This is a genomic window from Leptospira ognonensis, from assembly GCF_004770745.1.
GTDB classification, from domain to species: Bacteria; Spirochaetota; Leptospiria; order Leptospirales; family Leptospiraceae; genus Leptospira_A; species Leptospira_A ognonensis.
This window is the reverse complement of the sequence record NZ_RQGD01000023.1, coordinates 32,584-59,508: the sequence shown is the minus strand read 5'-3', so window position 1 is coordinate 59,508 and position 26,925 is coordinate 32,584. Positions and strand designations below refer to the sequence as shown.

The window sequence follows — 26,925 nt, the reverse complement described above, 5'->3', positions numbered from 1 at the left end:
GGAAATTAATATGGGATTTTTTATCGGAACAATTTTAACTCTTTTCATTCTTCTTTCACTCTTTCTCATTTTACTCGTAATGATACAGACGGGAAAAGGTGGCTCTGCGGGGATGCTTGGTGGTTCTACTGCTAGCCAATCTGTGTTTGGTGCCTCCACAGCAGACGTCATGACAAAGACGACACGTGTGGCAGCTGTACTTTTCATAGCTCTGTCTTTGACTCTTTCCTTCCTCTTTGCGAAGAAAGATGAAGTCCTGCTTCCGGAAATTGAACCTTCTCTGGAAGCACCGGTCAACGCCAGTGAAACTCTTCCTGAAAACACCACTCCAGCTACTCCTTAACTCAATCCTTCTGATATGTGCTGTTTCTGCCCCTGCGGAGACTGCACATTCTGAACGTGAAAAACTTCTAGATAAAGAAATTTTATCTCTTTATAAAGAACTTTCTCGGGCGCGCGAATTACTCAGCTATGAAAACATCATAAGTTTACCAAACAATACCACTGTCAATTTTATCGGGAAGTATCCGAATCGGACAGGGGTTCGGATACGAAAGTTTCTTGTAGACACGGATCCGGGAAACAAATCAAAAATGCGTACGTCGGATGAAAAATCGATACTTCTCGAGTTCAACGGTACTACGCTTTCAAAAATTGAAATTTCAGTGATCACCGAAGATGTCCAAATCCAACAGAAAACAAAAACCAGGATTCTAGATCTGACGCCGCTTGATGACAATGTAAACGACATGGAACTGAATTTTAATGGTCTAGACGGTTCTAATAAATTTTTACTTTCTGATCTTAGTAATGATCCTTCTAAATCAGAAAGAAATGATTTCAAAAAAGATTTCTATATTAAATTTCTGTTAGACTTTCACTCCCAAATCTCCTCCATCCTCGCCTCACAGAAGGAACGAGGGCTGAAGGGTCAGAAAAATATGTTACAACAATTGAATGGATCCTTAAAATACTAAATCTAATGCATAGCCGAAAGGAAAGTCCATCTTCGATCGAACAAATTACGGAAAAAGCCCGAGAATTAGAAGCCATTTATGATGTTGTGGAAGATCCTCTTGTTCTGATAGACTCGGATTTTAAGATTCAAAGAACCAATCTTGCTACGATAAATTTCACCAAAGGCTTTACCTTTGATTCCATATTGAATCAAAAATGTTATCAAGTATTATACGGCAGGAAAGATATCTGTCCCTATTGTCCTTTCGCATCAAATATCTCTAAAACTCAGAATGGAAAAAGTTCACCGACAGCTAGAGAAATCTTCTTTAAGGTGGAAGGTAAAAAACAGACACTAAATCTAGAATTTTATCCATATCCAAAAACTGAAGGTGAAAATTGGATTGTTGAAAAAATTTCAGATGTGACAAAACAAAGGGAAAAGGAAGAAGAATCTTTTCGAATGCGAAATTTAGCATCTCTTGGAATATTAATCTCAGGAATTGCCCACGAATTAAATAACCCTCTAACGGGCATAAGTCTAACTTTACAAAATCTTAAAGCTAACCTAATCACAGCCACCCCCGAACAAATTGATAAAAGACTAGAAATGATAAAAAATGACACAGCCCGTGCGGCGATGATTGTCTCGGATATCATTTCATTTGCAAAATCGGACAAAGTAAAAATTACACTCGGAGATATCGTAGAGACGATCAAGCGAGCCAAGGATACAGTCTCAAGACTGTTTCCGCACCTAAGTAAAAACATAAACTGGAAAATTCAGTACGATAATGAATACCAATTTCCTTTCCATCCCGCCAAGATGGAACGTTTGTTTATGAATTTGTTTCGTAATTCACTCCAAGCATTTGATTATCGTGCTGGCGAAATTTGCATAGACATTCGTAAAACGAGAAATTGGATCCATATCATCGTGGAAGATGATGCGGGAGGGATCCCTGATTCCATCATCCATAAAATCTTCGATCCATTTTTTACAAATAATAAATCTGGAACAGGTACAGGTCTTGGCTTATCCATTTGCCACTCCATAGTTAAGGAACATGACGGCAATATTTCAGTAAAATCTATGGATCAAAAGACTAGGTTTACGATTTCCTTTCCCGTTGGCGATAGTTCGGAACAAACGATATGAATAAAAAATCTATCCTCATTGTTGAAGATATCCATTCGATCCGTGAGGCAATCATGGATTTACTTACGAGTACCTACCAAGTTTTTGGAGCAGAAAACTTTGATGAGGCCATACATCACCTAAAGAGTCAGAAAATAGATCTTGCCATCACTGACATTCGCCTACCTGGTAAGTCTGGCATTGATATCGTAAAATACATTCAAACGGAATTTCCAGATACTTTGTACGCGCTCATGACAGCTTACAACATCAATGATTATATACATTATGCTAAGGAATTTCAAATTTGGAATATCATTCCTAAATATTCTTTTCTGGATATTCACCTAATCGAGGTAATGGTTGAGAAAATATTGTCGAATGATATTTTCGGCGTAGAAAAATATTTTGATAAACACTTCAAAATTATAGACTCAAGGCTAATGAGTGATTTTGAAGAAGCACCTTCGAATGGACTTATTTATAAGCAAATTAAATCAGATCAGGAAAGATCCATACTCTGTGGTAAAATCTCAAAGTATCTCATCGGACTTGGCGCCCCAAAATCGATCCAACAAGTATTGGAAGAATTAACCTCCAATGCTATGATACGTGCACCAAGAACCTTCTCAGGTGATTATAAATACCAGTTTGAAATCCCGTCGCATGATATGGTGGTTCCTGTTGATAATATCGAGTTATCTAAGGAAGATTATTTTACGATTGGTTATGGTTCTACTGAAACGACTCTCTTCATTGTCGTTCGGGATCAGTTTGGATCGCTCAAAAAAGAAGAAATCTTACACAGGCTCGATAGACATATAAGTATCGATGAGACTACTGGATTGCCCAAAGGTCTTGGAGATAGTCATGGAAGGGGGCTATACATTTGCAGGGAAATCAGTGATCATTTGATTTTCAACATTCATCCAGGCAAGTGCACGGAAACCATAGCTATGATCAATCGGGAAGGACGATCAGGTTTTAAATCCTTATCTATTTACGAGGTTCCCGCTAGCGAAAAATTGTAAACTGGAAGATATCTTTTTTCGTTTCCATATAAAGGGTGTTCTTATCTCGACCTGGGAAAAATCGAATGGGCGCTTCGGAACTTGAGATTGCTTTCGTTCGGATTTCATTCCCATTCTCATTTAGAAAAATGACATCTTTCTCAAAGATATATGCGAAAATTTCGGATTGAGAATATACTGTCTGGTAGATTGCTCCCGTTTTTGTTTTCTGTTTTTCCCATTTCAATTCATCTTCTTCAAAAAAAAGCACTTTTTCAGGTAGGTTTACAAGCGAGTTTAGCGAATCAGAAAGAGAAAAATAAATCTTATGCGGATAAAAGCCTGGCAACTCCCATTCATTTTGGACATCTCCTTTCGAATTTAAAATCATTAAATGATCTTTTTGTCCTAAAGAAAAATGAATTAGGGAGTGCTCTCCATTAGGTGAAAGGGAGATACTTTTAAAAAATGAATTTTGCCTATTTTCGGAAAGATCTTTCCTAAAAATTATGTTGCCTTTCTCATCTACTCGGTATACCTCACCACCGGAAAAAAGTACCGAGGCTCCCTTTCCTGCCTTATCAAAATCATAATCAGTTAAAAACCTACCATTTAGCTCAGAGGCTCCAACGGGGTTTCCACTCATATCTAGTAAAAAAACCGTGTTATTATCACCCGATAGATACAAAACAGGAGAACCATGATACCCGGAGCGAGGATAAGAGTTCAGTGGCTTATTCCAAAACAATTCTCCGTTAGCTGAAAAAAAGTTAACGGCGTCTCCAATTTTTTCATATTCGATATAGCCAGGAACTAACTGAGCAAAATCCACGCTGAACGGCTCAATGTAATTTGTAAATTTTCTGGTTGAAAAGGAATAATAGCTTTGATTCGTTTTATAACCGTTCAAAGTTTTTAATGGATTTTCTCCATCTTTTGGAATTCCTGTTCCAAAAGCCCCTTCCTTATTCCAAAGCCAAGTTTCTTTTATCGAATCTTGCATTGGCAATCGTACATCCCAAAGAAAAAACAAAAGAGAAAAGAAAACGATTACACTAAATATAAATTGCATTTTGATATCCTATAAAATTTGATTTAACAAAAATAAGGCGGTATTGGCAGCATTCTCACGGATGGTATCTCGATTGCCAGGGAAAACGTATTTAAATGCTTCCGCATTTGCTCCTTTTCGTTTCCTGCCAATCCAAACCGTTCCGACTGGTTTTTCCTCAGTTCCGCCTTCGGGGCCAGCAATACCTGTAATTGATAGAGATAAGTCGGAATTTGAAATTTGTTCTAGACCATTTAACATCGATTTACAAGTTTCTTCGCTAACGGCACCATGGGACTTTAAGATTTCAGGATCAACAGAGAGTAATTTTGTTTTCTGCGAATTTGAGTAAACAATAACACCACCATTAAAATAGATACTAGCTCCCGGCAGGTCGGTAATTTTTTTTCCGAGCAATCCCCCCGTGCAACTCTCAGCCACTGACAACTGTAAGCCAGCGATACTCAATTTTTGATGTACACTCGCAAACACATCAGATGTGGACTCACTTCCGTAAAATTTTTCGACTCTGAGAGCTGCTTCCTCTACTTGTTTTTTTTCTTTTGACTGAAAAATGGCCTTTATAAAACCCTTTTGCGCCGTTACTCCCCACTCCATTCCATCTGCGAGAAGATCAGAGACCTGAGGAATGAATTCAGCCTGAAAAAGCGATTCGCCTATATTCCATACCCACCTGGTTTCCTGAAAGAGACTTTCCTTCCTATAGGTTCTCTTTAAAAAGGGAACCAAACGCCTATTAAACATATCCTTCATTTCAGAAGGAACACCAGGCATACATACTAAATAAGATTGATTTGATAAAGATTCGACAAATCCTACGGCAAGGCCACTCGCGTTATCTAAGGTGACACTTCCCTCGGGAACGTAAACCTGTCTCAAAACTACTGGTAAAATATCAGAATAGGACTTCCCTCTTGTTTCGTAAAACTTTTGTAATTTGAGCCTTGCTTTCTCACTTGGCTCCGATTTCTTATCATTCAGTTCTAAGGCACACTGCAATGTATAATCATCTTCAGTTGCACCAAGCCCTCCTGTCATGATCACAAGTACTGGTTCCTCTGGATTTTGAATGGATATTTCCTTAAGATTCTTTAGTTCATCGGTAATGACTTTCGGGTCGTCAGGTAATACTAAAAAATTTCTTACCTTCCATCCCAACTCAAACAATTGACCCGCGATCCATGTCGAGTTTGTATCCGAACTTCTTCCTGCAGTGAGCTCTGATCCTGTTGAAATAATCGTGATTCGCAGATTTTTCATGTGATGACAGATTCTTCTTTCGACATTTTTTCTGGAGCAGAGATCCCAAGGAGAGCAAGTCCATGCGAAATGGCGATTTTTGCACAGGCAATGAGAAGCAGTAACATTTCCCGTTCCATTCCCAATTTGTCTTTGATGCGATTCTCTTTATTCCCATAAAATTTCGTAAAGGCCTTACTCAATGCTTGGAGATAGTTTGTAATGCGATGAGGTTCCAGAGAACTGGCAGCATCGAAGACTTCCTCGGGAAATCTAGCAATCCAAAAAAGCAATCTAGCTCGATCCTCAGATTGAATGAGATTCATATCCACAGATTTTGAAATTTCACTCTTGGAGATTAGATCCGATTCTCCCAGCTCCCTATTGATGGAACAAATTCGTGCATGAGCATATTGAATGTAAAAAACAGGATTCTTATCAGATTCGTCCTTTGCTAAATCCAAATCAAAATCTAAGGGCATGTCTGCCGAACGCATAAGGAAAAAATACCTTCCTACATCGCGAGCATTTTTACCTAAATAGGCAAGAAGATCGTTCATGGTTTGAAAGATTCCCAATCGTTTGCTCATCTTAACTTTTTCTTTATTTTCAATCAGGTTTACTTGCTGTGCAATGAGAACTTTAAAACTATCTTCCGGTTTACCAAAGGATACAAGGGCACCTTTCAATCGGGCGATATAACCATAATGATCCGGTCCCCAGATATCAATGAGTTCGTCAAACCCCCGTTTGAATTTGTTTATATGATATGCGATATCCGCCATCAGGTAAGTTGGCCTGCCATCATCGCGCCTGATGACTCGATCCTTGTCATCATTGTATTTCGTAGATAAAAAATATAACTTTCCCTCATCTATCCTCAAGTCATCTTTTTTTAGTAAGTCAGAAACGGCATCAACACTTCCCTCTTCATGTAATGTACGTTCGCTAAAAAACTGATCAAAATGAACACCAAAGGATTTTAAATCATCCTTCTGTCTGCTTAAATTAAATTGAACTGCATATACGGAGAGTCGTTCTATGATTTCACCCCAATTTTTTGCCTGAATGTATTTCTCTAAATCTTCCCTCTCTTTATTATTTTGCGAATATGCAATCGCTATGTCCTTAATATACTCTCCGCGATAGCTTTCCTTTGGCAGAATCCTTGCTTCGATCAATTCATATACTGATCGATCATCCTCCTCGTCTTGAAAGGAGATGGTTTCGCCTTTTGCTTCGAGATATCTAAGCAGTACTGCCACACCTAACAAATTTACTTGGTTTCCGAAATCATTCACATAAAATTCTCGTTGTACCTGATGTCCCATGGAACCCAAAAGATGAGCAAGTGAATCACCGTATGCGGCAGATCTAGCAGATACTATGTTCATGGGACCGGTTGGATTGGCGGAAACGAATTCTAAACAAATCTTTTTGGGATCGGAAACTTTTGCATAAATTTGATCTTTGTCCAGGAAATGGAGAATGAACTCCCAAAGAAATTGTTTATCGATACGGAAATTGATAAAACCAGGCATTGAAAAACTGACATCGCTAAACATTTTACTTTTCGTTAAGTTTGGAATTAGAAGTTCAGAAATATCTTTGGGATTTTTTCCTAGGGCATTCTTGTTTTCAAGTGCAAAGGGAGAAGAATAATCTCCAAATTTTTCGTCTCGCGAATATTCGATTCTAATCTTCAGTTGAGAGAGTTCAACTGTTGGAAAAAATTCCATCAATGTTGCAGAGATAGCTGCCGTTAGTTCATGTAATACTCTGTTTTTAATTAGGCTTTGTGGATTCATTTTATACTATTTTTTTTGTTGATTTGGAAAACTTTTTTCCCATAGAGCAAAAGACTGATACTGGTATCGTTTGATAAATAGGGGAATTGGTTCAGATTCTTTTCGGATCGTTTCTTTATGGATGTAGGTCAACTGATTGTGACTTGACCTATCTTTTCGGCCATTTTCTGCCTTTAGCAGTATCTGCAAAAGGGCAAAAAAAACAGAAAAAGTCATCAGAAAAAGCAGTGTTTTGGGAAACTGATTCACTAGAACGAGTCTCCAATCGTTTTATAAAATTCAAAGTAAGATTTAAATTCTTTGCCTGTAATGGATCTTAAGAATTGATTTAATACCAAATCTGCTTCCTTGACTGCCTCTTTTTTGGTTTCAAGTTCCATGAGTTTCGAGAACCTGTGTGTCAAAATGGTCTGAAAGAATCGGATCATCGGCAGTTGGTCTCTAGCCAGTGTATGGCAGTCTCCACACAAAAATTCACGTGTCTCCAATGCAAACATTGCGGACCTCTTTTGTAAGACGCTTTCACCGCAGGTATGACAAAAAAACTCAGTGGGAAAGTGACCAAGATTGGCGAGAGCGCGCAACTTGAAGAAAGGAAGTAGCTCTATCGTAAATTTGTTTTGATCAGCATACTCAAAAGACCCAACAAGAATTTGATTTAGGAAGGGATGGGACTCCCCCTCTGGATATAAAGTGGCTATCATTTCACAGAAATAAAAGATTAGCATTGTTCCCAGATAAGTAGACTTCAAAGTATCGAAGCGATTGACTAAATTGATTTCTTTGATCGATTTCCAATCCTTTTCTGCCTGATCATAATAATCAATTTCAATGAGCGAACCTAGCTCTGTTGAGGAAATTGCCCTTCGCTTTGATTTGCGAATGCCCTTCGATATAAACTTCATCCTAACATCGGCCTCCCCAGCAAGGCTAATCATCCTGTCAGAATCTCCAAAGTCCATACTCTGAATGACGATACCCTTTTCTTTTTTAAGAGCCATGAAATCTATCAAAAATCAATGCTAAGCATTCATCTTCCTTTTCTCTCATGAGGATAGCATCATTCTCATTGGTTTCGTGATCATAACCAAACAAATGAAGAACACCATGTACTAACAACCGATAGAATTCATCCAATTCGGAATGTCCAATTTCTATGGCTTGTTTTTTCAAAGTGTCTAAGGAGATGATGATCTCTCCCATCATTTGGTATGGTATAGGTGGATACAGATGAAACAATGGGAAAGAAAGAACGTCCGTAGTTTTATTAAATCCTCGCCTGTCTCGATTTACTTTCTGCATGAGCGCATCATCACAAATCAAGAGATCAAGTTCAGCTCCCTTTAAAAAACTAGGAGACAGATAAGAAATTACTGTATTTAAGTTTTTTGAGATTAAAGATTCCTCAAAAAAATTACTTTGCGTAGCATCTTCAAAATGGAGTTGGAGATCAACTTCTCCCATTTTTATTTTTTCTTTTTCTGACCAGAAGCCTCTAACGCCTTCGTATCTTCTGGCTTCGGATATTTTGGTCTTTGGTGCAGACTTGAAATCAAAACTTCTTTAAAACTAGATTTGATAACTTCCAAATCTCCAATCGTGAGTCCGCTCTGATCTAGCTGATTCTCTGCCAATTTAGAATTAACAATCTTTCTAATCAATTCATCCAAACTCTCGTTAGATACCTCATCTAAGGATCTTGAAGCGGCTTCTAAGGAATCAGCCAACATCACAATTGCCGTTTCTTTTGACTGAGGGATTGGTCCTGGATATTGAAAGTCAGATTTTCTAATATTTTTCCGAGCAGAAGCAGGTAGATCCTGAAGCGCCTTATGATAGAAAAAAGCCATCGTTGAAGTTCCATGGTGCTCTGGAATAAAGCTGATGATCTCTCTCGGTAAGCGGGCTTTTTTTGCCATCTCAATGCCATCCAAGACATGATCAATCACAGTCTTTGCAGCAAGAGAAGGATTATTCTTGTCGATATGTTCGGGCTTAGGAATCAAGTGTTGGTTCTCAATAAAAAATCCTGCATTTGGAATTTTACCAATATCATGAAAATAAACACCAACACGAACGAGCAACCAGTTGAGACCCAGATTCTGTGCCGCCCTTTCGGACATCGCCGCGACCATAAACGTATGCGTGTAAGTCGAGGGAGCCTTTGTTAATAGTTGCTGTAAAAGAGGATGGCCCGTATCGGCAAGTTCAATCAATTTAAATCTAGTAGGTATGTTAAAAATATATTCATAAATCGGAAGCATGAATTGAACGGCGGTCGCACTTGCAAAACCATTGATCATACATAACATGACAAGGTGAAATACATTTGAGCTAATTAAATTTGTGAAAAAACTTGCATTGGGATTGTCCACCCAGAAGTCTCTTCCATCGAAAAGATAACCCGCCGTGGATATCAATACTTGAACGAAACTTAAAATAAACCCAGCTTTTAAGAAATCGATCCGTTTTTTAAGCCTCCTTCCGTAAACAGCACTAACGACGGCTATCGTGAATGCTAACATAAACGAAGTGGGATTATACCTCGAAGCAAAAAATACAGTAAAAGAAAGAAAGAAGCCTATGGCGATCGAAAGTTGCTCATCGTAAGTAAAACCAAGCAATAAACATATCATCCCAATAGGAACGAACAAGCCGAAATAATACTTACCGGCCCATTCCACATCATTCGCATAATATGTCTTTGACACAATGTATATTGCAAATATGACGATCCAGATAGTAATAAAAATGATAAGATTACTTGATAAATCGTTTAGGCGATTCGGGCGATAACGAATCAAATAATATCCTATGATGGCAATCAAGACACATTGTGAAATAAAAATAGAAGTGATGGAGGCGATATTGGCTCTAGTCGCATACAAATTCATCATATCAATTTTTAATTTGACTGCAGGCGTGATCACTTCACCTGCGCGAACGATGACTTCATTTGCTTGGATCCGACTTCTCTGCACTGTGACAGAATCGGAGGCTTTCTTTCTTGTGAGTTCCGTTTCCTCAGGATTAAATACACAAGCAGGATAAGAATAAATATAATAGAGTCCGATACGAGAAACTGACTTTAACAGAATAGGAGAAACATTCGGAAGCTTATCCTCAGCCAATCTTTGTAAGGTACTAAGAATCGGACCCTCTTTGTAAATTTGCGACCTTGGGATCACGAGACTTCCATCGATAGACGTGCTTGATTCCTGCGTACCTAGATTACGAATTCTTGCGCCCGATTTATCTAAATCTTTTTGAAAATTTAATTCTTCCTTAACAATGCAATATCTAGAAAAAATTAAATTTGTATATTGTTGAATGAAAGATTTTAACTTATCCTTTCTCGGATAATCTAATATTGCCTGTATCTCTTCATTGGTTCTATTACGCCACCGCGAAATCTTGTCTTTTACGAGTGCAGGCGTCGCCTTGGATCCGTCAGTCGAAATCGATTTTAAAATTTCAATGTCCTCTGACAAATTCACATCGATTCCACTACTTAGGACGTTAAAATCTTTATCGAAAGAAAAGGGGATGTTTGAAGTTGCCTTCAATTTTTCTTGTTTCGTTTTTTCTTCGTCTTCATAATAAAATTCTTTAACGGATTGGATGGTCTCAGGCGCAATTTTTCCTTCGGAAAAGGCACCTTCTACGCTGGTATTGATCTTCTTTTGTCCGAAAAAAGGAACAGAAAGATTATAGGTAACAAAAAGTAGTGTTAGAAAAACGAATAGAATTTGAACATTACGTACAACTGATACCGGTCTAACTCTTGTTAAAAAGTCAGTTAAATTCGCCATTGTAGTTTCAAATATAGATTTCATCGTTTTTCGAATAGCCCCTCATTTTCTTCAAACCGTCTGACGATTGCTTCCACAATATGATGCCTTGTGATGTCTTCGCGACCAAAAAAAATAGTTTCTATACCATTTAATCCACGAAGGGTGTGGACTGTCTTCTCCAATCCAGATCGTCCCTGGCTTAGATCAATCTGAGTCGCATCTCCAGAGATAGCCATTTTTGAATTTTTTCCGAATCTCGTAAGAAACATCTTTAGCTGAGGCAAGGTACAGTTTTGTGCCTCATCTAATATGATAAAAGAGTTGGCAAGTGTTCTACCACGCATAAAGGCAATGGGTGCAATTTCAATTTTATTTACCGAAATGTATTCAGTTGTCTTCTCAAATCCGATACATTCATGTAACGCATCGTAGATGGGACGAAGGTATGGATTTACCTTTTGTGTCAAATCACCTGGTAGAAATCCCAGGTTTTCACCTGCTTCCACAGCTGGCCTTGTCAAAACCAGACGATCTACCTCTCCTGTTTGCATCATTCGACAAGCAGTGGCTATGGAAAGAAACGTTTTACCTGTCCCTGCAGGACCCATGGCAACAGTGATATAATTTTTTTTGAGACTTTCAACAAAGTGCTCTTGGTTCTTTGTCCTCGGAAAGATTGGTTTGCCCTTGAAGGTAACAAAAAGTTTTTCTTTTGGTGACCAATCTCCAGAAACACCATCGGTTTCAAATTCTTTGCTACCAGGAGTCGGCCAACCTTTGCTTGTATCTTTTGCTTGGTTGATCATATAATCAATGTCAAATGCAGAGAAATTTGTTTTGTCGGGACGTTTTCGAAAATTTTCTTCCAATCTTTGGAACGTCTCACCTGCCACTCGCACATAGTCCGAATCTCCTTGTAAGATTAATGATTTCCCACGAGGAATCAACTTCACTTTCAAGCGAGTTTCCCACATGGGAATTTGCGAATCACCGATTCCACAAATCACCTGATAGAGGGATTCACTCTCGAAAGTATAACTGGTATCCATAGGACTATATTATATGGTAACGACTCTTAATTTCAACTCTTCTAATTGTTTTCCTTCCACAAAACCAGGAGCTTCACTCATCAGGCACTGTCCCTTTTGTGTTTTTGGGAAGGCGATTACGTCGCGAATCGACTGACCTTTTGTGAGAATCATCATGACTCTGTCGATACCAAAGGCAATTCCCCCGTGGGGAGGTGCCCCGAAAGAAAGCGCTTCCAGTAAAAAACCAAACTTGTCTTTGGCGCTGGCTTCATCAATGCCAATGGCCTCGAGAACAAGAGATTGAATTTCCGAATTATGAATCCGAATGCTTCCGCCGCCAATTTCTGTTCCGTTTAGAACAAGGTCATATGCCTTTGCATCGATCTTGGATAGATCCACCGTTTTCCCTGCCTTCCAATCTCTCAGCATTTCCCAGTGTTCTTCTTTTGGTGAGGTAAATGGATGGTGTAAGAAAGTCCAAGTTTTTGAAGCATCATCATATTCAAACATAGGAAAATCAACAACCCAGTGAAAATTGTATTCTGTTTTAGGAGGATCGTATTTTTCAGATAACTTTAAACGTAGAGCGCCTAGCGAAGCGTTAACGATCTTGGAACTATCTGCTCCAAAAAAGAGCATATCCCCTTCCTTTGATCCTACTGCTTTGGCAATGGCTTCCAAAACCTCTGGTTTGAAACGTTTGGTGATGGTCGACTCAAGGCCACTCGCCCCATGTTTCATATATGCAAGTCCCTTGGCTCGGTAATCTCGGTTCAGCCAAGACGTGAGGTCTTCAATTTCTTTCCGAGAAATATTAGCTCCGCCTGGTACACAAATTACCTTCACAACACCACCGGTAGTGACGGCTCCAGAGAAAACTTGAAAATCTGAATCCTTTACGAGCTCAGATACATTTACAAGCTTCATTCCAAAACGTATGTCTGGTTTGTCGCTTCCATATTCTTCCATTGCAACATGGTAAGGCATAGTTTCAAAAGGAGTGTTTATCTTTACGCCAAAAACTTTATCAAGTGCGAATTTCCACATAGCCTCGATTTCACGACGAATGTCTTCTTCTGAAACAAATGCAAATTCCATATCAAGCTGGGTGAATTCAGGTTGGCGATCGGCACGAAGATCTTCATCTCTAAAACATTTTACAATTTGAAAGTATCGCTCCATACCACCAATCATCAGAATCTGCTTGAAAAGCTGTGGTGATTGTGGCAGGGCATAAAACTGCCCTTGGTTTAAGCGAGAAGGAACCAGAAAGTCTCGCGCACCTTCTGGCGTAGATTTATTGAGAATGGGTGTCTCGATCTCTAAAAACGACTCATCGTTTAAATATTGGCGGATTGCAAAAATCAATTTGTGCCTACTGATGAGTCGTTCTTTCAATTCTTCTCGGCGCATATCTAAATAACGATACTTGAGTCGAACCTCTTCTCCTGTTGGATCAAATTCATCTAAGGCAAAAGGAGGCGTTTTCGAAGCATTTAAGATTTCAATTTTTTCAACTATGAGTTCATATTTCCCCGTAACCATTTTTGGATTAACGGAATCTGAATCACGAAAAGCCAGAGTTCCACTCACACCGATTACATACTCAGAACGGATCTTTTCAACTTTTGAAAATTCTTCACCCAAAAGTTCTTTTCTGCATACCACTTGAATGACACCGGAGCGATCGCGTAAATCCACAAAGATCACTCCACCTTGGTCGCGGTAGCGGAAGGCCCATCCAGCAAAAAACAGACGTTTGCCGACAAGAGAATCATTTACAGATTCTGCTTGGATTCTATTTCGATATTCTTGTTCTATCCAGTTTTTCAAACTATTTTCCTTTAAATTGGCACGTTATCGAATCTAGAAATTTTCGGATTGAACATCAATGGAAAATCTCCAGTCGCCCCTGCTCTGTTTTTTGCTATAATAATTTCAGCCATACCCTTCTTCGTAGCCTCAAGCTCCTCAGGTGGTTTTACCATTTCTTCTCGGTAGATAAAACAGACAATATCGGCATCTTGCTCTATGGCACCTGACTCCCGTAAGTCGGAAAGTTGCGGCCTTTGGTCTTTGGAACGTGATTCAATGGAACGATTCATCTGAGAAAGCGCAATCACTGGACAACCAATTTCCCGCGCCATCTGTTTGAGTCCCCTCGATATGCTCGCAACTTCTTGCTGCCTTCCACCTTGTGCCGACCTTGGGTCGCTCATAAGCTGTAAGTAATCTACAATCACGAGTCCGATGTCCTCAGTGGTTCTCAACTGGCGGATTCTCGCCGAGAATTCTTGAATTGTTAAATATCCCGAGTCATCTATAAAAATGCTAGCAGTCGTCACAGTACCTACTGCATCTTTTAATTGGCTCATTTGTGTCGGAGTTAAGGATCCCGATTTCATGGAGTAAGAGTCAATGCGTGCCTCGGCGCTTAAGAGCTTTAACAAAAGTTCGCGCCTGCTCATCTCAAGTGAAAATATAGCGACTGTTTTTCGCTCTTTGAGGGCGACATTCGAAGCGATATTCAAAGCAAAGGTCGTTTTCCCGTTTCCAGGTCGAGCTGCCAAAATCATAAGTTCGTGGGGTTTTAATCCCGTCGTTGCCAAATCGAGTCCGTGGTAGTGAGTTTTCAGTCCGCTGACACCACCACCACTTTGGCTGTTTTTTACCACGGCCATCAGGTATTCGATCAGATCATTGGCATCCTCACGCACTTTCCGAAGTCCCTTGGATCTCTCTTGTCTTGAGATGTCCATAAGCGACTGTTCGATGAAACTAAATACCGTATCATTTTCACCGGGTTCGGATTTAACTTTGTCTATGGCAAGAGTTAAACTTTCGACATACTTACGTCTGTCGCTGACTCGCTTTACTCGCTTGATATAATAATCTAATGTTTGTGACTGTACGGTATCTTTATAAAGAGAAGTTAAATACTCTAAGTCGCGAGCCTCATCTTTGAAAAGATGTTTCTCTCGCATATGGCTTGTGACCGTGATTAAATCAAGAGCCACACCATCCTGAATCAAATCCAGCATGGCGGTAAAAATTCTTCTGTTATTTTCTAGGTAGAAATCATCGGGGGCGAGCCCCATGTCTTCCTGCCCCGCAACACCGCGCGAAAGCAGGTAGCCAATTAGGTTCTTCTCAGATTCTATCTCCTGAAGAGGGTTAGAATTCATAGAAGGTTAGGAGAAGAAATTAACCTTCTCCGATTACTTTAACTTGGATTTGTGGAGTTACACCTTCCGCCAAACGTACTTTTATTTTGTAATCGCCTACGTTTTTGAGTGGTTCACCTAGATCAAGTTTACGTTTATCAAGTTCAATGCCTGATTTCTTCATCGCATTCGCGATATCAGTCGCAGTAACAGAACCGAACATCTTGTCTTTTTCGCCGACTTTGACTTTAATTTCATACGTCTGGCCTTCGATAGATGCAGCAAGATCCTTCATTACTTTTACACGCTTATCTCGTTTGAGACTCGCAAGTTTTTTCTGATGGATAGCCATCTTCGTATTTCCGTCGTTAGCTCTAACGGCAAGTCTTCGGGGAATGAGGAAGTTACGAGCGTAACCGTCCGCTACTTCCTTAATGTCACCAGCATCTCCTAAATTCAATACATCTTTTTGTAATACTACTTTCATCTTGTATCTCCTAAAGAACCTTGTGTGGAAGTAATACGATCGATCTCGCTTTACGAATCTCACGAGCAAGTACTCGTTGGTGTTTCGCACAAGTGCCTGTAATACGACGAGGAATGATCTTTCCTCGGTTGGTTACAAATCTTTCTAGAATATCAATACGTTTGTAATCTAAACCTGCAAGAAGTGCTTTGTCCGCACAGAATTTGCAAACTTTCTTTTTGTATTTTGCATTCTTACGGCCAAATTTGCCTTCGCCATCTTTACCGCGAAAACCACCCTTCTCGTCATCGTCCATAGATTCCATGCTATCTCGGGAATCCATTCTTTTGTCTTCTTGTTGTTCACTCATTGTCATTACCTATTAAAATGGAATGTCTTCATCTCCGGCAGAAAATTCATCATAACCACTACTTTGTCCGGAATCATAAGTAGATGGGGAAGACTCACCACGGTCAGAGGGGCCACCACCGCTATTAGATGCATTGCCACCTAACAGTTGTGCAGATTCCACATAAATGCGGATCTTCGAAGCTTTCTTTCCTTCTGGCGTCTCCCAAGATTGCTGTTGAAGTCGTCCTTCAATCGCTACCTGCTTTCCTTTCCCTGCATATTGCTTAAGAATGTCAGCTAACTTACCCCATGCTACGCAATCGAAGTAATTCGTTTCTTCTTTTTTGTCCCCATTGGAAACATAAATACGATTACTTGCGAGAGAGAAGTTCACTACAGAACTTCCATTCACCGATTTGAACTCGGGATCACGTGTCATGCGTCCGATCAGCAGGACCTTATTAAGATCATTAGCCATGGGATCTGATTACGAGGGTTTTAAGTATGTTCGTGTTTAGTTTGAATTCGTGTTCAATCTTTGCGATTTCAGCCGGTGCGCCAGTACATTTAATTAATGTAAAGTGACCTTGTTCGTCGTTACCGATTGGGTGCCAGAGTCTTTTAGAACCCCAGTCTTCTTCATTCTGAATCGTGATCGCGTGTTTAGCAAGAATGTCTTTTACGGCAGTCTTCGCCTCTTCCACAGCGCCTTCACGAAGAATATTCGTGATTTCGTAGTTTCTCATTGTTTCTCCTATGGGTATACCCCCATTACTACTTTGTATGGGAGTAGAAGAATAAAAATTAGTGATAGGATTAGGTTTTTTCGAGAGGGACCCAGGGTCAATGTAATTTCTTCTTGGTTCCCTAGAAATGACTGATTTCCTGGTATTTTCTAAGAGAATGAAAGAGAAAATCAACTTTCCAGAGATTTGGGGCCTGGGCCTCGGTGTTTTTCTCCTCCTTTATTCTGGTTTTTTGAATCATTTTTCTCCTGCGGAAGCCTACTCCGAAACACATTCTGGTTTTCATTCCCCCATCATTGCTCTGGAAACAGCAGAAACTCCAAAACAAGTTCAGGACATCATCGGGACCATCGATACCGAAGAGTTCCCTGGCCTTACCAATCAATACCGAATTTTAAATTATTTCGATTTTGGGTTTATTTTTTGTTATATGGCATTTCTTGCATATACGGGCCATTATGCGGGAAGGCGCGTCAGATCGATTTTTTTAAAAATTTTCCTCTGTATGGTCGTTTTACTCATTATAGGTGGCTTTTGTGATTTAGTCGAAAACATTCTGATTCTAAATTTGTTAGATTCTAAAAATGCAGAAGAAATGTTACCTTCTCTTGAATATTTGAAATCCACCAGTCAATTGAAATGGTTCTGTCTGCTCTTGTATGTTGCTATTGTTGGCATTTATTTCTGGTTATATGAAAGAGGTTGGTTACTCCGTATCTCTTCTGTTTTACTTTTGACTGCTTTTTTTCTCGGCCTATTTTCTCTCATTCGAATCAGTTTACTTGAAATCGCGTTTGGTTTCATGTCACTCGGACTGCTTCTAGCCTGGCTTCAATACGGTTTTACATTGGCCTTTAGTTCTTTATCCAAAAAGACGTAACCCCTTCCTCCCGAAATTACAAGTTCAGTTCCTAAATTTTTACATAAAAGCGCATATTCTTTAAGAAATTCTTCCGACTCCTCTCCGCCTAAGGGAAAAAAGTATTGATCACCTGGTAATGTTTGGTGCTTTCCGAAAACTGGGATAATTTCTGCGCACACAAGTGCCGTACCAACAAAGTGCAATACCACGGATATGTTATGCTTTAAATAAGAATTTTTTGATCCAAAAAGAAAATTACCTAGTGAGTAGATGGCAATGCCCTTGGGAAACACTTCGATGCCTTGAGGAACATGAGGATGATGACCAAGGATAACCTGATAACCAGCATTAACTAGATACTTGGCTGTTTTCCTTTGCACCTCGGTAGGCTCTGGACTGTATTCTACACCCCAATGGAGGGAAAGCATATTTACTTGGTTTAGTTTCGCTTTTTTGATCAGTCTTTCCGCCGTTCCAACTCGGAAATAGGCAGCACCCGCTGACTTTGCACTCGCAAACAAACGATTTTCTCCAATATCTGAAAAAGAGAATGTTCGGTATTCAATATTGTCTTTTTTGAATATAAGAGGTCGAAGAGACTCCTCCTCATTTCGACCCGCACCTGCAAAATTGATTTTAGATTCTTCAAGGGAGAGTATCGTATCTTTAAGTCCTGTCTCACCCAAGTCCATCGTATGATTATTTCCTAAAAAAACACCATCAATTTGTAGAGCAGTGAGTACACGAAGGTCTTTCTTTTCCCCATAAAAGACATAGGATTTCAGTTTATCGAGTGTCGGAGTTTTATGCAAAATCGGTGTTTCAAGATTTAGCATGCGATAATCCATATTGTATAAAAGAGAAGTAAAACTCCGAAAAGGCAAAATCGGATCCTCCCCTTTCATGGCATCGCGAACTCCCCAGTTGAACATTACATCACCGCCTACCCAAATCTTTGTCGTATGCTTAATGCGATATCCACTACCCGTCGAAGTTTTATATCTAAAATAATCTTCGTAAGGCGGAGTGATGATTCCTTCATAATCCTCGGGAGGCTCTGGAACATCTGCATGCACACTTCTTTGAAAATACGTATGCGATGTTAAGAGAAAGAGGAATACAAAGACAAGAAAACGAAACATGAAAGTTAAAATTTAAAAATCGATTCTGGGATCTCGGTTTTCACAATTTTTTTCATGGTAATGAGTATGAGGGCATTGTCCTTTTCATCATCCAAAGTCATCACTTTTGAAAGTATCGATTTGGCAGGATGCACATTTTTCGGATCCTTTTCCTTTACAAGTGAAACCGCTTTGATTCCGCGACCTGGACTTGAGAGTTCTATTCTTATAGGTAAATGGTTCTCAAAAAAATATTCGTATAGTCCATCTTTCTTATCTACGAGAATTCGACTTTCTTTCGTTAGAAATTTTGCTTTAGGTGACAAAATTTCTGTTTGGAAGGAACCGGAAAGGTATTGATAGATAACGGGAAACGGAAGTTGGATCGTTTTTTTTGTATTTGGATCTTGTAGAATGATATCTCCCATGGCTTGAGAAGTCGGCTTTGTCTGTCCAGATGGTTTGATGAGAATTTCTGTTGGACTAGCGATCAATTCAGAAAACACGAGTCCAAAAAAAGTATCCATAAGCTGGATTTTCAGAAGACCACCTTGTTTCGTGAAAAAAACTTTTCCATCCACATTAAAATTATCTTTTTTGGGAACTAATACCTGTATGTTCATAGAAAATTCACCCCGAAAGGAGGTAAAGTTTTCGGTTTCAGTAGCGATCCCGGCAAGTAGTGATTTTGCCGCAGGATCATTCGCTCCCGTATATTTTGAAGTATCCTTTCCGATAAAGGAAACATCATCTACACCGGTCGTTCGACAGTGAACTATTGTTAAAAGAATCATCAGAATCCGAAAAATCATTTTGATAGTTCCTTATTGATTGTCTGTTTTTTTTGTTTGATCTTTGCTTTCTCCTTCTCATCTTTACTGAGAAGAAGTGCCTTTTCAAAATAATGGTCGGCCTTGATCAAATCTGCTTTTTTAGAATAAACATCTCCCAGGTGATCCAAAATAACTGGGTCTTCCATATCTCTGTCTATCGATATGAGTTCGGCAAAATGCAGATGAAGAAGTGCATCCTGCAAACGGGCTTGTTTAAAATACACCCAACCGATACTATCTTGGTAGGCTGGATTGTCGGGCTCAAGTTCTGTTGCTTTCAATAATAATTTTTCTGAAACGTCGACATTGATTCCTTTCTCAGCATAAAGATATCCCAAATAATTATAGGAATTTGAGGCACCAGGGCTAATTTCAATCGCCGTCTTTAAACAAATTTCCGCATTTGGGAAATCATTTAATTTATCGTAGGCGATCGCTAAATAAAATAAATGATTTGGATTTTTCGGATCATAATCAACCGATTTTTTGAGTGATAGCATCGCATTTTTAAAGTCTTCTTTTTGAAGGAAAAGAAGTCCTTTTAAATAATGATAATTTCCCGAGGTAGGATTAGATGTAATCAGCTCATCGCTCAAACGAATCGCTTCTGAATATTTTTTTACGGATTCGTTCATTAAAAGATAGGAAAGTCGAAATTTAAAAGCATCTCGCATCTCATCTGTTTTTGCAAGGCCAAGTGCAAGGCGCATGGAAAGTATGGCAGATTGAATATGAGATTGGGACTCTTTGCAATGAGATATCTTTTCGTATAACAAAGGAATATCTGATTCAAATTCAGGCGTACTTTTAGCTAAATCTAATGCTCTCAAAAAATATTTCTCAGCAGTTACGTATTGGCGGTATTGGAATGCCCATTGTCCTGCATCGAGTGTTGCTTTGTATCTTTTTGATCCAACTTCCCCCGACATCAAATCTGCATAAAGTATCCTTGTACTCAAACGATTTGGATTTTTTGTTATAAATGTATCTACTTCCGCTGAAAGACCTTCAGTTTCTTGTCTTAGAAACCTCGATATCAAATAGATCGCACCTTCTTTCGGAATTTTTTTCTCAGATTCGAGGACAGTAAAATATTGGGAGGCAAAAAGACGCGAATCGATAAAATACAGTTCACCCAACATATGGGATGCATCAATATCCCTAGGATTTGAGGTTCGCATTTGAGATAAATATTTTTTAGCATTCCCAAATTCCCCGAGCGTAAAATAGATTTGAGCGATTCGGAATTGAACCTCGATGTCATTATTAATATAGCGGGAATAATTCTGGTAATGGAAGATAGACCTTCTCGAGTAATCGAGTCTATAGTTTAAGTCGCCCAGAAATTTTAATATGGTGGGCTTTAACTTGGAGTTTGTATCTCTACGTTCAATCACATCGGCGAGAGAAATAAAATACAATATGGACTGATTCCATTTTTTTAAATCATAATGAATGTTTCCGAGGTAGTATAAAAAATCGATGTCGAAAGGGTAATTTTTTAAATTGCTTTCCAGGGTCGAACCTGCAGCTTCAAGCTCCCCTTTTCGCAATAATATTCTTGATTTCAGCAAAATGATTTCTCTTGGAGGGACCTTTGGGCTAAGAAACATCTGGTAAGCGACTTCACTCCAGTTAAGAGCCTCATCCAGATTTCCAAGTTCCATATAACTTGTCGCAAGCGACATGGAGCTTAGATAGGTTGGTGTTTCTCCATTTTCTTTTTGGCACGTATGAAATTTTTCAAAAAATTGAACCGCTGTTTCATGGTGTTTTTTTGCTTCTTCTGGCTTTCTCTGGTCGGTTTTATGAAATCCCTCTCTCTGTTCTCCGTAGGCTCGGGAGAGAAAGAATGCAACGGGAGTGCCGTCTTTTACCAAGCTACATGTCTTTTTACCTGTTTCTGGGCTCGCATCGAGCCAAGCAGAGCTGAGTAAAAGGAGAAAGAAAATACGAAAAGTGGGTGGGTTGATTTGGTTAATTGCTTGAAACATCCGTGGAATCCGACAAAGTTCGGGAACAGGGACAATCCTTGAACCAGATCTTCCGAGAAAACTTAAAATACATCTTCGCTGTTCTCTTTGTTTGGGCAATCACTTTCCCGATGGTTTTACAAAACAAGGACACCATTCTTGCAAATTTAACTCTATATTATAATAGTTTTTATGGCTACCCTAGTCCGCTCATTGCCCACCGGCTGATCGCAAAAGGTGATGCCATCATTACTGGACGGCAAGAGGGTTCCTCGGGTTTCTTTTCTCGCATCAGTTCTCTTTTTTCAGGCTCCGACGATACCAAACATCTCGGGCTCGCACTTGATCTAAACCTGATGGAAAAAGCATGTCTTTATTATCGATCGAAACAGCATATCGAGGATACGTTTCTCGAACCGACTTGGATGGAAAAAACAGTCGATTGGAATTCTAAACTTTTTCCAAACGCAGGTGGTAACGAACAAAGGGACCAAATGTCAAACGAAGTCTCCCTTGGACCAAATCCCAAAGATTACTGGAATTCACATCTTGAAGCAGTACTCGAAGCCTTGGATTATTACAAACGTGCCCTTCGCTTTTCTGGACCAGAATTTCTGGCTCCAAAAAAAATTGAGAGCGTAGCTTGGGCTGCATGTAGGCCTGCCGAAATCTTACTCGCTTACAAAACGTATATGCTTGAAACAGAAAATTACGTGCTCGAAAAATTGAAGAAGGAAAACAAGCTTCCTTCAAAGCTAAGCGAAAAACAACAATTAAATCATATTTTGTCTTCCATTAAAAATAACGGATTCAATGAAGTAAATCCAAACGATTATATGGAAGCGCTCCTTCGCCAGATCCTTTTAACAGGTATGAAATCCTTCTCTCCGAAAGAAATGGATGAGGTTTTTGAAAGGATTATCTATTTTGTTGCCCATAGCGATAAAGAGTATCTCAAATTTGAAGAGCGCCGTGGTGATTTATATTTTCAGTTGGGACAGGACGAGCCTGAGTATTACAAACGAGCCATTTCGAAATACGCGGTTTCCACAAATATCGTTTTGGCCGAAAATGTCGATTCTTCTGATTTGCCTCTCCTTTTAGTCCATCAATTTGAGGCAAACCTTGCTATTGTAAAATGTTATTATGCATTAGATGAGTATAAACTTGCTCTTAGTCAGTTGGATAAATTGACACCCGTCCTGAGAAATGTCGACGAACGAAGTGTTGGTGGAAGAAAGATCAATATTCTAAGTGATTATTTTGAAACCAGAAGAAAGGTCCTACGTAAATTACAGCGTTTCGAAGAGGCAGATGAAATCCCTCTCACCAACTAATATAGATTATTTTGACTATAATGCCACGCACCCACCGTTGCGCGGTCTCATTGAAGAAGCTTATTCTGAATACCTAGAAGATTTTTATAATCCGTCTGGTGCTACACGATTCTCTTTAAAAAACCAAGGTCGTATCGAGAGTGTCAGAAAGTATTTTGCTGAACTTACAAACTCTCCCGAAAAAAACATAGTTTTTTGCTCAACAGGTACGGAAGCAAACTACCTCCTCATTCGCGCATTACGAGAGCGGTTTCCAGAAACCTCGGCTGTCATTGTCAGTCCGTTTGAACATGCAAGTATGTACAGCGCCCTAAGTGACCATCACTTTGAGATGAAAGTGCTCTCTTCGGATCCATCGGGCACGATCGATTTAGAGCATCTCGAAGAATTGCTGAAATTAGAACCTTTACCCATTGTCTGTTTGCATACTGGAAATGAAACAGGTGTGATCCAACCAACGCTTGCCATTAAAAAGTTAGCTGATAGGTTTCAAGTCGATTTCCTCAGTGATTTGATGCAAGGCTTTGGGAAAACGAATTTAGACTTTGAACATTTTTCTGGTTTTTCCTTCTCTTCTCATAAAATTGGCGGGGGTATGGGTTCGGCACTCACGGGATTTAAATTCCCTTTGGAAAAGTATGCTCTGTTTGGTGGTGGGAACCAGGAAAACGGCCATAGGGCGGGGACTGAAAATCTACCCGCAATCCTTTCCTTTCGCTCAGCCAGTGAATTTCAAATAAAACACCTCATAGAAAAAAACAAAAAGTTAAGTCAATTCCGAACCATGATCGAAACGGAACTTGAGACTCTTGGCTGTAAAATTATCGCAAGGGATGCACCAAGGGTCCCTAACACTAGTTTCATACTCCTACCAATCGAAGAAATCGATTTTTTCCTCTTAGGGATGGAGGAAAAAGGGATCATGATATCCACTGGTAGTTCTTGTAAATCGAGAGCACGAGAGGCCTCTGCTTCACTGATTGCCATGGGTTATAGTAAAGAAGAATCTCTCCGCTGCATTCGCATCTCGACTGGATCATTCACAACAAATGAGGAAGTCATCCGCCTCACTGAAACCATTAAAGAGTTATTAACTACTTTCGGGAACGTTGGTTAATGTGAAAATTCGTATCATTGCAAAACCCAACCAACAAGGAGAAGTATTGTGGGAAGACTCTGCCAATTCATTCCATCCGGTAGAAATCATATGCCCCATTGAAAAAAACGCACTCCAAGTCTTTCAAAAGGATTGGGAGCAGTTCCTCTCGAGGCTCATGTCAAATGCGCCCTCCCTTAGCGAATGCAAAGAAAAACTAATCAAAAAATCGATAAGCTTGGAGCAAATTGTTTTTGGAAACAGAGATCTACCTTGGAAAAATCCAAAATTTAAGGAAGAAATTTTTTTACAAACGGATCCAGAATTTACGGTCTACCCTTGGGAAATTCTTACGTCCAATGGACTTTTCTTTTTTGAGAAAGAAAATTTTTATCGAGGTATAAGGTCCGAGAATCATACCTCCGAAAAACGCGAAGGCACTTCCTTCTTACTCATTGAAAATCCCGTTTTAGAAACACTCATCTCAAGTGTGAAATCTGAGGGCAGACGAATTTCCGAAATATTTGAAGATCAAAAAGAGCAAACATTTGTTCGATTAAAATCAGAGCAGTTTAAATTGGCGCGATTCTGGGATGAGATCTCGACTGCCTCCTACCTTCATTATGCTGGACATGCGGAAAAAGGCAAAATCCCGTTGCCCGAAGAAGGACTCTCTCTGGGTGAAGAAATTGGTAGAGCACAGTTATCAAATTTAAAAATTGTGTTCCTGAACAGTTGCCACTCAGCCTTCGAAGGCGAAAACACATCAGGTCTTGCGACTCAGTTTTTAAAATCGGGGGCTTCGTATGTTCTCGGTTTTTTAACTCCGGTAGAGACGGAAATTGCGGAGAAGATTGGTAACGATTTTTGGGTGGCTTACCAGAAGACACATAAACCACGATTGGCCTTTCACAAGGTACAACGAAGCTTACGAAACGGTAGCGCGAGAGAGTATACAAGCAGCCTTTCCTTTGTATGTTTTTCTCCCGAGGACAAAAAAACTTCCAAGAATATGGTCCTCACCCTTCTCATTTGTAGTTTTTTACTTTTGGTTCTTTTTACATTCCATTGGATCCGAGGAAATTCTGTTCCTGTTTCGAATTCGGAAGAGAAATCATTGCCGAAAACCGATCGAAGCAAACAGAACCATCAGAAAAATCAAACGAACTTGAAAGAGAAAATCGCATCCCTAAAAGATCAAAATTTTAAAACAAAAATAAGCCAATTCCTGAAAGAAGAAAATCCTTTTCTCGACCAGAATGAGAAACTAAGAATCCTCGAGGAAGTATTCGCAACCAATGGCACCGAAGCCGTTAAATTTTATCATTTCAAACAGCTAACAGGTATGGAATGAAATTGATTCTGCTTTTTATGCTTCTCCTTTTCCATGAGGTTCCTCTCCGAGCGGAAAGCTCTCCCGAAGAAGACTGGGAAAATTTTAAAAAGTCAAAATGTCCGATCACCCAAGTGAACCTGGACTATGAAACGTCCGTTACACCTGAAGAGGATGAAATAGATTCTGACATCACTTATTATGAAAAGAAATGCAAACAGGAAACTCTAAAAAATTTTTCCACCCTCCTTTCTCATTTTTCAAAAGTCGATAGTTTGATCTTACTCGAAGAATGTGCAAGCGCCAAAGTTAAAAACTGGAAACCGTTAGAGGAGAAAACCAAACAGAAAATCTTTACGCTCTCAAAATTTCCTAAATTTGAGATTCTAACGGTTGGTGATTCGGACGAAGGTATCAGTGAACTTACAAGGAAAGTGACTCAAGTTTGGCAAGAACGGGTATATACATTTTCAAATTTTTATCATCAACGCTCGCTCCTATGGCTCGGAGAAGAGAAAGAATTTACTGATGAAATCAATCGAGTCCTTTATACGGACATGAATGAAAAAAGGAAAACGAATCTTTTGCGAAAACTCATTCAAGATTTGGAAGCAAGCAACCAACGGATCTATCATCTCTTCCAGTATTCGAGTAGAAATCCCTTTCAAGCCAAAAGCCTTTACGAGGAAAACCAACGGTCGAAAGAAACAATGCAGAGATTCTTACAAAACGTATCAAAGGAAGATGAAATCTCTGCTCATCAAAAAGAGAAATTGGAATCATTTAACTCCTGTTTGGATAACATCAACCTTAGAGGACAGGGAGTTCGACTGTCTGGTTTTCTCGGTTTTTGGCAAGACTATGAATTTTTAAATGAACTGACACCGAAGATCAAAGGGGAAAAAAGCCAATCGATTCCAAAATTTTTAAAAAAAACCATTTATAACTCACATCATTTTGAAGGTCGCCTCGAAAAAGGTTTGAATGCCTGTAGGGCATTGGCACAGTTAAAATTGAATGATGAGTGAGGATATCAGAAAACTTCTAGATGAGTGCAGTTTAGCCAAAGAATCCGCCTGGAAATCATTCATAGACAAGTTTCACAAATTGATCTCTGGAACGGTTGCTCATTACGTGCCAGAAGCAGAGATCGCTGATACCGTTCAGCTTGTATATATCCGCATAACACATAATAGCTTTGCTTTACTTCGAAGATTTAAAGGCGATAGCTATCCTGCCTTTATCATTTATCTGAGCGAAATTGCCAAAAATGTCAGCCTTTCGCAAACAAGAGTGCTTCGCAGAATTGATTTCCGTGAAGGGATCGGTTTAGATGCTACGATCGATATTTTAGACGAAAGGGCCATTCCTGAGAACGTATACTTTGAACTCGAAGAACAAAATGAAATCTACAAATACATTGCCAAGCTAGATGAACCCTCCCGCGAAATCTTGGTTTTACGTCTCCGAGGACATAAATTTAAGGATATCGCCGAAATTCTAGAAGTTCCCTTAGGAACAGTACTCGCCAGGGCGAATCGAGCCAAAGAAAAACTAAAAAAAATCGTCCAAAAGGAAATAAACACGTGATAGG

The 26,925-nt window shown here is 39.5% G+C and carries 26 protein-coding genes; 10 read left to right on the top strand and 16 right to left on the bottom strand.

What is annotated here, in order from left to right; genetic code table 11:
* The first annotated feature begins 10 nt into the window (after positions 1 to 10).
* From secG to EHQ58_RS08085, 4 genes are read left to right on the top strand one after another with little or no spacing between them, the layout of a single operon-like run.
* Complete coding sequence (secG, locus tag EHQ58_RS08100) at positions 11 to 343, top strand: preprotein translocase subunit SecG (RefSeq protein WP_135623385.1); 333 nt, start codon at positions 11 to 13, stop codon at positions 341 to 343.
* Entirely contained in the window at positions 303 to 977 is a 675-nt protein-coding gene (locus EHQ58_RS08095) for an LIC_12096 family protein (RefSeq protein WP_246047240.1), read from the top strand. The genes secG and EHQ58_RS08095 overlap by 41 nt, the downstream gene beginning before the upstream one ends.
* 5 nt (positions 978 to 982) lie before the next feature.
* Complete coding sequence (locus EHQ58_RS08090) at positions 983 to 2,116, top strand: LIC_12097 family sensor histidine kinase (protein WP_135623384.1); 1,134 nt, start codon at positions 983 to 985, stop codon at positions 2,114 to 2,116.
* Positions 2,113 to 3,126, top strand: a complete 1,014-nt coding sequence (locus EHQ58_RS08085) for a response regulator (protein WP_135623383.1) — start codon at positions 2,113 to 2,115, stop codon at positions 3,124 to 3,126. Before EHQ58_RS08090 ends, EHQ58_RS08085 begins: the two co-directional genes overlap by 4 nt.
* Here EHQ58_RS08085 and EHQ58_RS08080 read toward each other — a convergent pair.
* The 13 genes from EHQ58_RS08080 to rpsF form a co-directional block, all read right to left on the bottom strand.
* Complete coding sequence (locus EHQ58_RS08080; protein WP_135623382.1) at positions 3,110 to 4,177, bottom strand: hypothetical protein; 1,068 nt, start codon at positions 4,175 to 4,177, stop codon at positions 3,110 to 3,112. The genes EHQ58_RS08085 and EHQ58_RS08080 overlap by 17 nt on opposite strands.
* Positions 4,178 to 4,186: 9 nt before the next feature.
* On the bottom strand, positions 4,187 to 5,437 hold the full coding sequence (locus EHQ58_RS08075) for a nicotinamide-nucleotide amidohydrolase family protein (protein WP_135623381.1): 1,251 nt from the start codon (positions 5,435 to 5,437) through the stop codon (positions 4,187 to 4,189).
* Positions 5,434 to 7,224, bottom strand: coding sequence for an arginine--tRNA ligase (gene argS / locus EHQ58_RS08070; RefSeq protein ID WP_135623380.1), 1,791 nt, complete (start codon positions 7,222 to 7,224; stop codon positions 5,434 to 5,436). Before argS ends, EHQ58_RS08075 begins: the two co-directional genes overlap by 4 nt.
* A gap of 248 nt (positions 7,225 to 7,472) precedes the next feature.
* Positions 7,473 to 8,225, bottom strand: coding sequence for a DNA repair protein RecO (gene recO, locus EHQ58_RS08065; RefSeq protein WP_135623379.1), 753 nt, complete (start codon positions 8,223 to 8,225; stop codon positions 7,473 to 7,475).
* Positions 8,215 to 8,688: an rRNA maturation RNase YbeY gene (gene ybeY, locus EHQ58_RS08060; protein ID WP_135623378.1), complete on the bottom strand. Its 474-nt coding sequence runs from the start codon at positions 8,686 to 8,688 to the stop codon at positions 8,215 to 8,217. The genes recO and ybeY overlap by 11 nt, the downstream gene beginning before the upstream one ends.
* Before the next feature lie 2 nt (positions 8,689 to 8,690).
* Entirely contained in the window at positions 8,691 to 11,060 is a 2,370-nt protein-coding gene (locus tag EHQ58_RS08055) for an HD family phosphohydrolase (protein WP_135623377.1), read from the bottom strand.
* On the bottom strand, positions 11,057 to 11,971 hold the full coding sequence (locus EHQ58_RS08050; RefSeq protein WP_210412796.1) for a PhoH family protein: 915 nt from the start codon (positions 11,969 to 11,971) through the stop codon (positions 11,057 to 11,059). Before EHQ58_RS08050 ends, EHQ58_RS08055 begins: the two co-directional genes overlap by 4 nt.
* Before the next feature lie 105 nt (positions 11,972 to 12,076).
* The gene (gene aspS / locus EHQ58_RS08045; protein ID WP_135623375.1) at positions 12,077 to 13,882 is read right to left on the bottom strand and encodes an aspartate--tRNA ligase; all 1,806 of its coding nucleotides are present in this window, start codon (positions 13,880 to 13,882) and stop codon (positions 12,077 to 12,079) included.
* Between the two features lie 11 nt (positions 13,883 to 13,893).
* Entirely contained in the window at positions 13,894 to 15,234 is a 1,341-nt protein-coding gene (gene dnaB / locus EHQ58_RS08040; RefSeq protein WP_135623374.1) for a replicative DNA helicase, read from the bottom strand.
* A 19-nt stretch (positions 15,235 to 15,253) separates the two neighbouring features.
* Entirely contained in the window at positions 15,254 to 15,700 is a 447-nt protein-coding gene (gene rplI / locus EHQ58_RS08035) for a 50S ribosomal protein L9 (protein WP_135623373.1), read from the bottom strand.
* A gap of 10 nt (positions 15,701 to 15,710) precedes the next feature.
* Positions 15,711 to 15,995, bottom strand: coding sequence for a 30S ribosomal protein S18 (gene rpsR / locus EHQ58_RS08030; protein WP_135623462.1), 285 nt, complete (start codon positions 15,993 to 15,995; stop codon positions 15,711 to 15,713).
* Positions 15,996 to 16,061: 66 nt separating this feature from the next.
* Positions 16,062 to 16,508, bottom strand: a complete 447-nt coding sequence (ssb, locus tag EHQ58_RS08025; RefSeq protein ID WP_135623372.1) for a single-stranded DNA-binding protein — start codon at positions 16,506 to 16,508, stop codon at positions 16,062 to 16,064.
* Entirely contained in the window at positions 16,501 to 16,776 is a 276-nt protein-coding gene (gene rpsF / locus EHQ58_RS08020; RefSeq protein ID WP_135623371.1) for a 30S ribosomal protein S6, read from the bottom strand. Before rpsF ends, ssb begins: the two co-directional genes overlap by 8 nt.
* A gap of 157 nt (positions 16,777 to 16,933) precedes the next feature.
* Here rpsF and EHQ58_RS08015 point away from each other — a divergent pair, with 157 nt between their 5' ends.
* Positions 16,934 to 17,656: a hypothetical protein gene (locus EHQ58_RS08015; protein ID WP_135623370.1), complete on the top strand. Its 723-nt coding sequence runs from the start codon at positions 16,934 to 16,936 to the stop codon at positions 17,654 to 17,656.
* Here EHQ58_RS08015 and EHQ58_RS08010 read toward each other — a convergent pair.
* The 3 genes from EHQ58_RS08010 to EHQ58_RS08000 are packed head-to-tail and all read right to left on the bottom strand — an operon-like array spanning position 17,608 to position 21,586.
* Positions 17,608 to 18,780: a CapA family protein gene (locus EHQ58_RS08010; protein WP_135623369.1), complete on the bottom strand. Its 1,173-nt coding sequence runs from the start codon at positions 18,778 to 18,780 to the stop codon at positions 17,608 to 17,610. The genes EHQ58_RS08015 and EHQ58_RS08010 overlap by 49 nt on opposite strands.
* A 5-nt stretch (positions 18,781 to 18,785) precedes the next feature.
* Positions 18,786 to 19,571 (bottom strand): hypothetical protein, encoded by a 786-nt coding sequence (locus EHQ58_RS08005; protein ID WP_135623368.1) that lies wholly within the window; start codon positions 19,569 to 19,571, stop codon positions 18,786 to 18,788.
* Positions 19,568 to 21,586, bottom strand: coding sequence for a tetratricopeptide repeat protein (locus tag EHQ58_RS08000; protein ID WP_135623367.1), 2,019 nt, complete (start codon positions 21,584 to 21,586; stop codon positions 19,568 to 19,570). The genes EHQ58_RS08005 and EHQ58_RS08000 overlap by 4 nt, the downstream gene beginning before the upstream one ends.
* Positions 21,587 to 21,624: 38 nt before the next feature.
* Here EHQ58_RS08000 and EHQ58_RS07995 point away from each other — a divergent pair, with 38 nt between their 5' ends.
* Genes EHQ58_RS07995 through EHQ58_RS07975 form a run of 5 tightly spaced genes read left to right on the top strand, consistent with a single transcriptional unit; the run spans position 21,625 to position 26,921 of the window.
* Positions 21,625 to 22,902 (top strand): hypothetical protein, encoded by a 1,278-nt coding sequence (locus tag EHQ58_RS07995; protein WP_135623366.1) that lies wholly within the window; start codon positions 21,625 to 21,627, stop codon positions 22,900 to 22,902.
* A complete protein-coding gene (locus EHQ58_RS07990) occupies positions 22,880 to 24,019 on the top strand; it encodes a cysteine desulfurase family protein (protein ID WP_135623365.1) in 1,140 nt (379 codons plus the stop codon). The genes EHQ58_RS07995 and EHQ58_RS07990 overlap by 23 nt, the downstream gene beginning before the upstream one ends.
* A gap of 1 nt (position 24,020) precedes the next feature.
* Positions 24,021 to 25,352: a CHAT domain-containing protein gene (locus tag EHQ58_RS07985; RefSeq protein WP_135623364.1), complete on the top strand. Its 1,332-nt coding sequence runs from the start codon at positions 24,021 to 24,023 to the stop codon at positions 25,350 to 25,352.
* Positions 25,349 to 26,359 carry a hypothetical protein gene (locus tag EHQ58_RS07980; protein WP_135623363.1) on the top strand — a complete coding sequence of 337 codons (1,011 nt, stop codon included), beginning with the start codon at positions 25,349 to 25,351 and terminating at the stop codon, positions 26,357 to 26,359. The genes EHQ58_RS07985 and EHQ58_RS07980 overlap by 4 nt, the downstream gene beginning before the upstream one ends.
* Positions 26,352 to 26,921: an RNA polymerase sigma factor gene (locus EHQ58_RS07975; RefSeq protein WP_135623362.1), complete on the top strand. Its 570-nt coding sequence runs from the start codon at positions 26,352 to 26,354 to the stop codon at positions 26,919 to 26,921. Before EHQ58_RS07980 ends, EHQ58_RS07975 begins: the two co-directional genes overlap by 8 nt.
* Positions 26,922 to 26,925 lie beyond the last annotated feature (4 nt).

Excerpts from the sequence above, each read along its gene's own strand:
- ssb (WP_135623372.1), bottom strand. The coding sequence starts at position 16,508 with ATGGCTAATGATCTTAATAAGGTCCTGCTGATCGGACGCATGACACGT.
- EHQ58_RS08005 (WP_135623368.1), bottom strand. The coding sequence starts at position 19,571 with ATGATTTTTCGGATTCTGATGATTCTTTTAACAATAGTTCACTGTCGA.
- EHQ58_RS08075 (WP_135623381.1), bottom strand. The coding sequence starts at position 5,437 with ATGAAAAATCTGCGAATCACGATTATTTCAACAGGATCAGAGCTCACT.
- rpsR (WP_135623462.1), bottom strand. The coding sequence starts at position 15,995 with ATGGACGATGACGAGAAGGGTGGTTTTCGCGGTAAAGATGGCGAAGGC.
- rplI (WP_135623373.1), bottom strand. The coding sequence starts at position 15,700 with ATGAAAGTAGTATTACAAAAAGATGTATTGAATTTAGGAGATGCTGGT.
- secG (WP_135623385.1), top strand. The coding sequence starts at position 11 with ATGGGATTTTTTATCGGAACAATTTTAACTCTTTTCATTCTTCTTTCA.
- EHQ58_RS08010 (WP_135623369.1), bottom strand. The coding sequence starts at position 18,780 with ATGTTTCGTTTTCTTGTCTTTGTATTCCTCTTTCTCTTAACATCGCAT.
- argS (WP_135623380.1), bottom strand. The coding sequence starts at position 7,224 with ATGAATCCACAAAGCCTAATTAAAAACAGAGTATTACATGAACTAACG.
- EHQ58_RS08085 (WP_135623383.1), top strand. The coding sequence starts at position 2,113 with ATGAATAAAAAATCTATCCTCATTGTTGAAGATATCCATTCGATCCGT.
- EHQ58_RS07980 (WP_135623363.1), top strand. The coding sequence starts at position 25,349 with ATGAAATTGATTCTGCTTTTTATGCTTCTCCTTTTCCATGAGGTTCCT.
- EHQ58_RS08080 (WP_135623382.1), bottom strand. The coding sequence starts at position 4,177 with ATGCAATTTATATTTAGTGTAATCGTTTTCTTTTCTCTTTTGTTTTTT.
- EHQ58_RS08000 (WP_135623367.1), bottom strand. The coding sequence starts at position 21,586 with ATGTTTCAAGCAATTAACCAAATCAACCCACCCACTTTTCGTATTTTC.
- ybeY (WP_135623378.1), bottom strand. The coding sequence starts at position 8,688 with ATGGGAGAAGTTGATCTCCAACTCCATTTTGAAGATGCTACGCAAAGT.
- dnaB (WP_135623374.1), bottom strand. The coding sequence starts at position 15,234 with ATGAATTCTAACCCTCTTCAGGAGATAGAATCTGAGAAGAACCTAATT.
- EHQ58_RS08015 (WP_135623370.1), top strand. The coding sequence starts at position 16,934 with ATGAAAGAGAAAATCAACTTTCCAGAGATTTGGGGCCTGGGCCTCGGT.
- EHQ58_RS08090 (WP_135623384.1), top strand. The coding sequence starts at position 983 with ATGCATAGCCGAAAGGAAAGTCCATCTTCGATCGAACAAATTACGGAA.
- EHQ58_RS07975 (WP_135623362.1), top strand. The coding sequence starts at position 26,352 with ATGAGTGAGGATATCAGAAAACTTCTAGATGAGTGCAGTTTAGCCAAA.
- EHQ58_RS07990 (WP_135623365.1), top strand. The coding sequence starts at position 22,880 with ATGAAATCCCTCTCACCAACTAATATAGATTATTTTGACTATAATGCC.
- recO (WP_135623379.1), bottom strand. The coding sequence starts at position 8,225 with ATGGCTCTTAAAAAAGAAAAGGGTATCGTCATTCAGAGTATGGACTTT.
- EHQ58_RS08055 (WP_135623377.1), bottom strand. The coding sequence starts at position 11,060 with ATGAAATCTATATTTGAAACTACAATGGCGAATTTAACTGACTTTTTA.
- rpsF (WP_135623371.1), bottom strand. The coding sequence starts at position 16,776 with ATGAGAAACTACGAAATCACGAATATTCTTCGTGAAGGCGCTGTGGAA.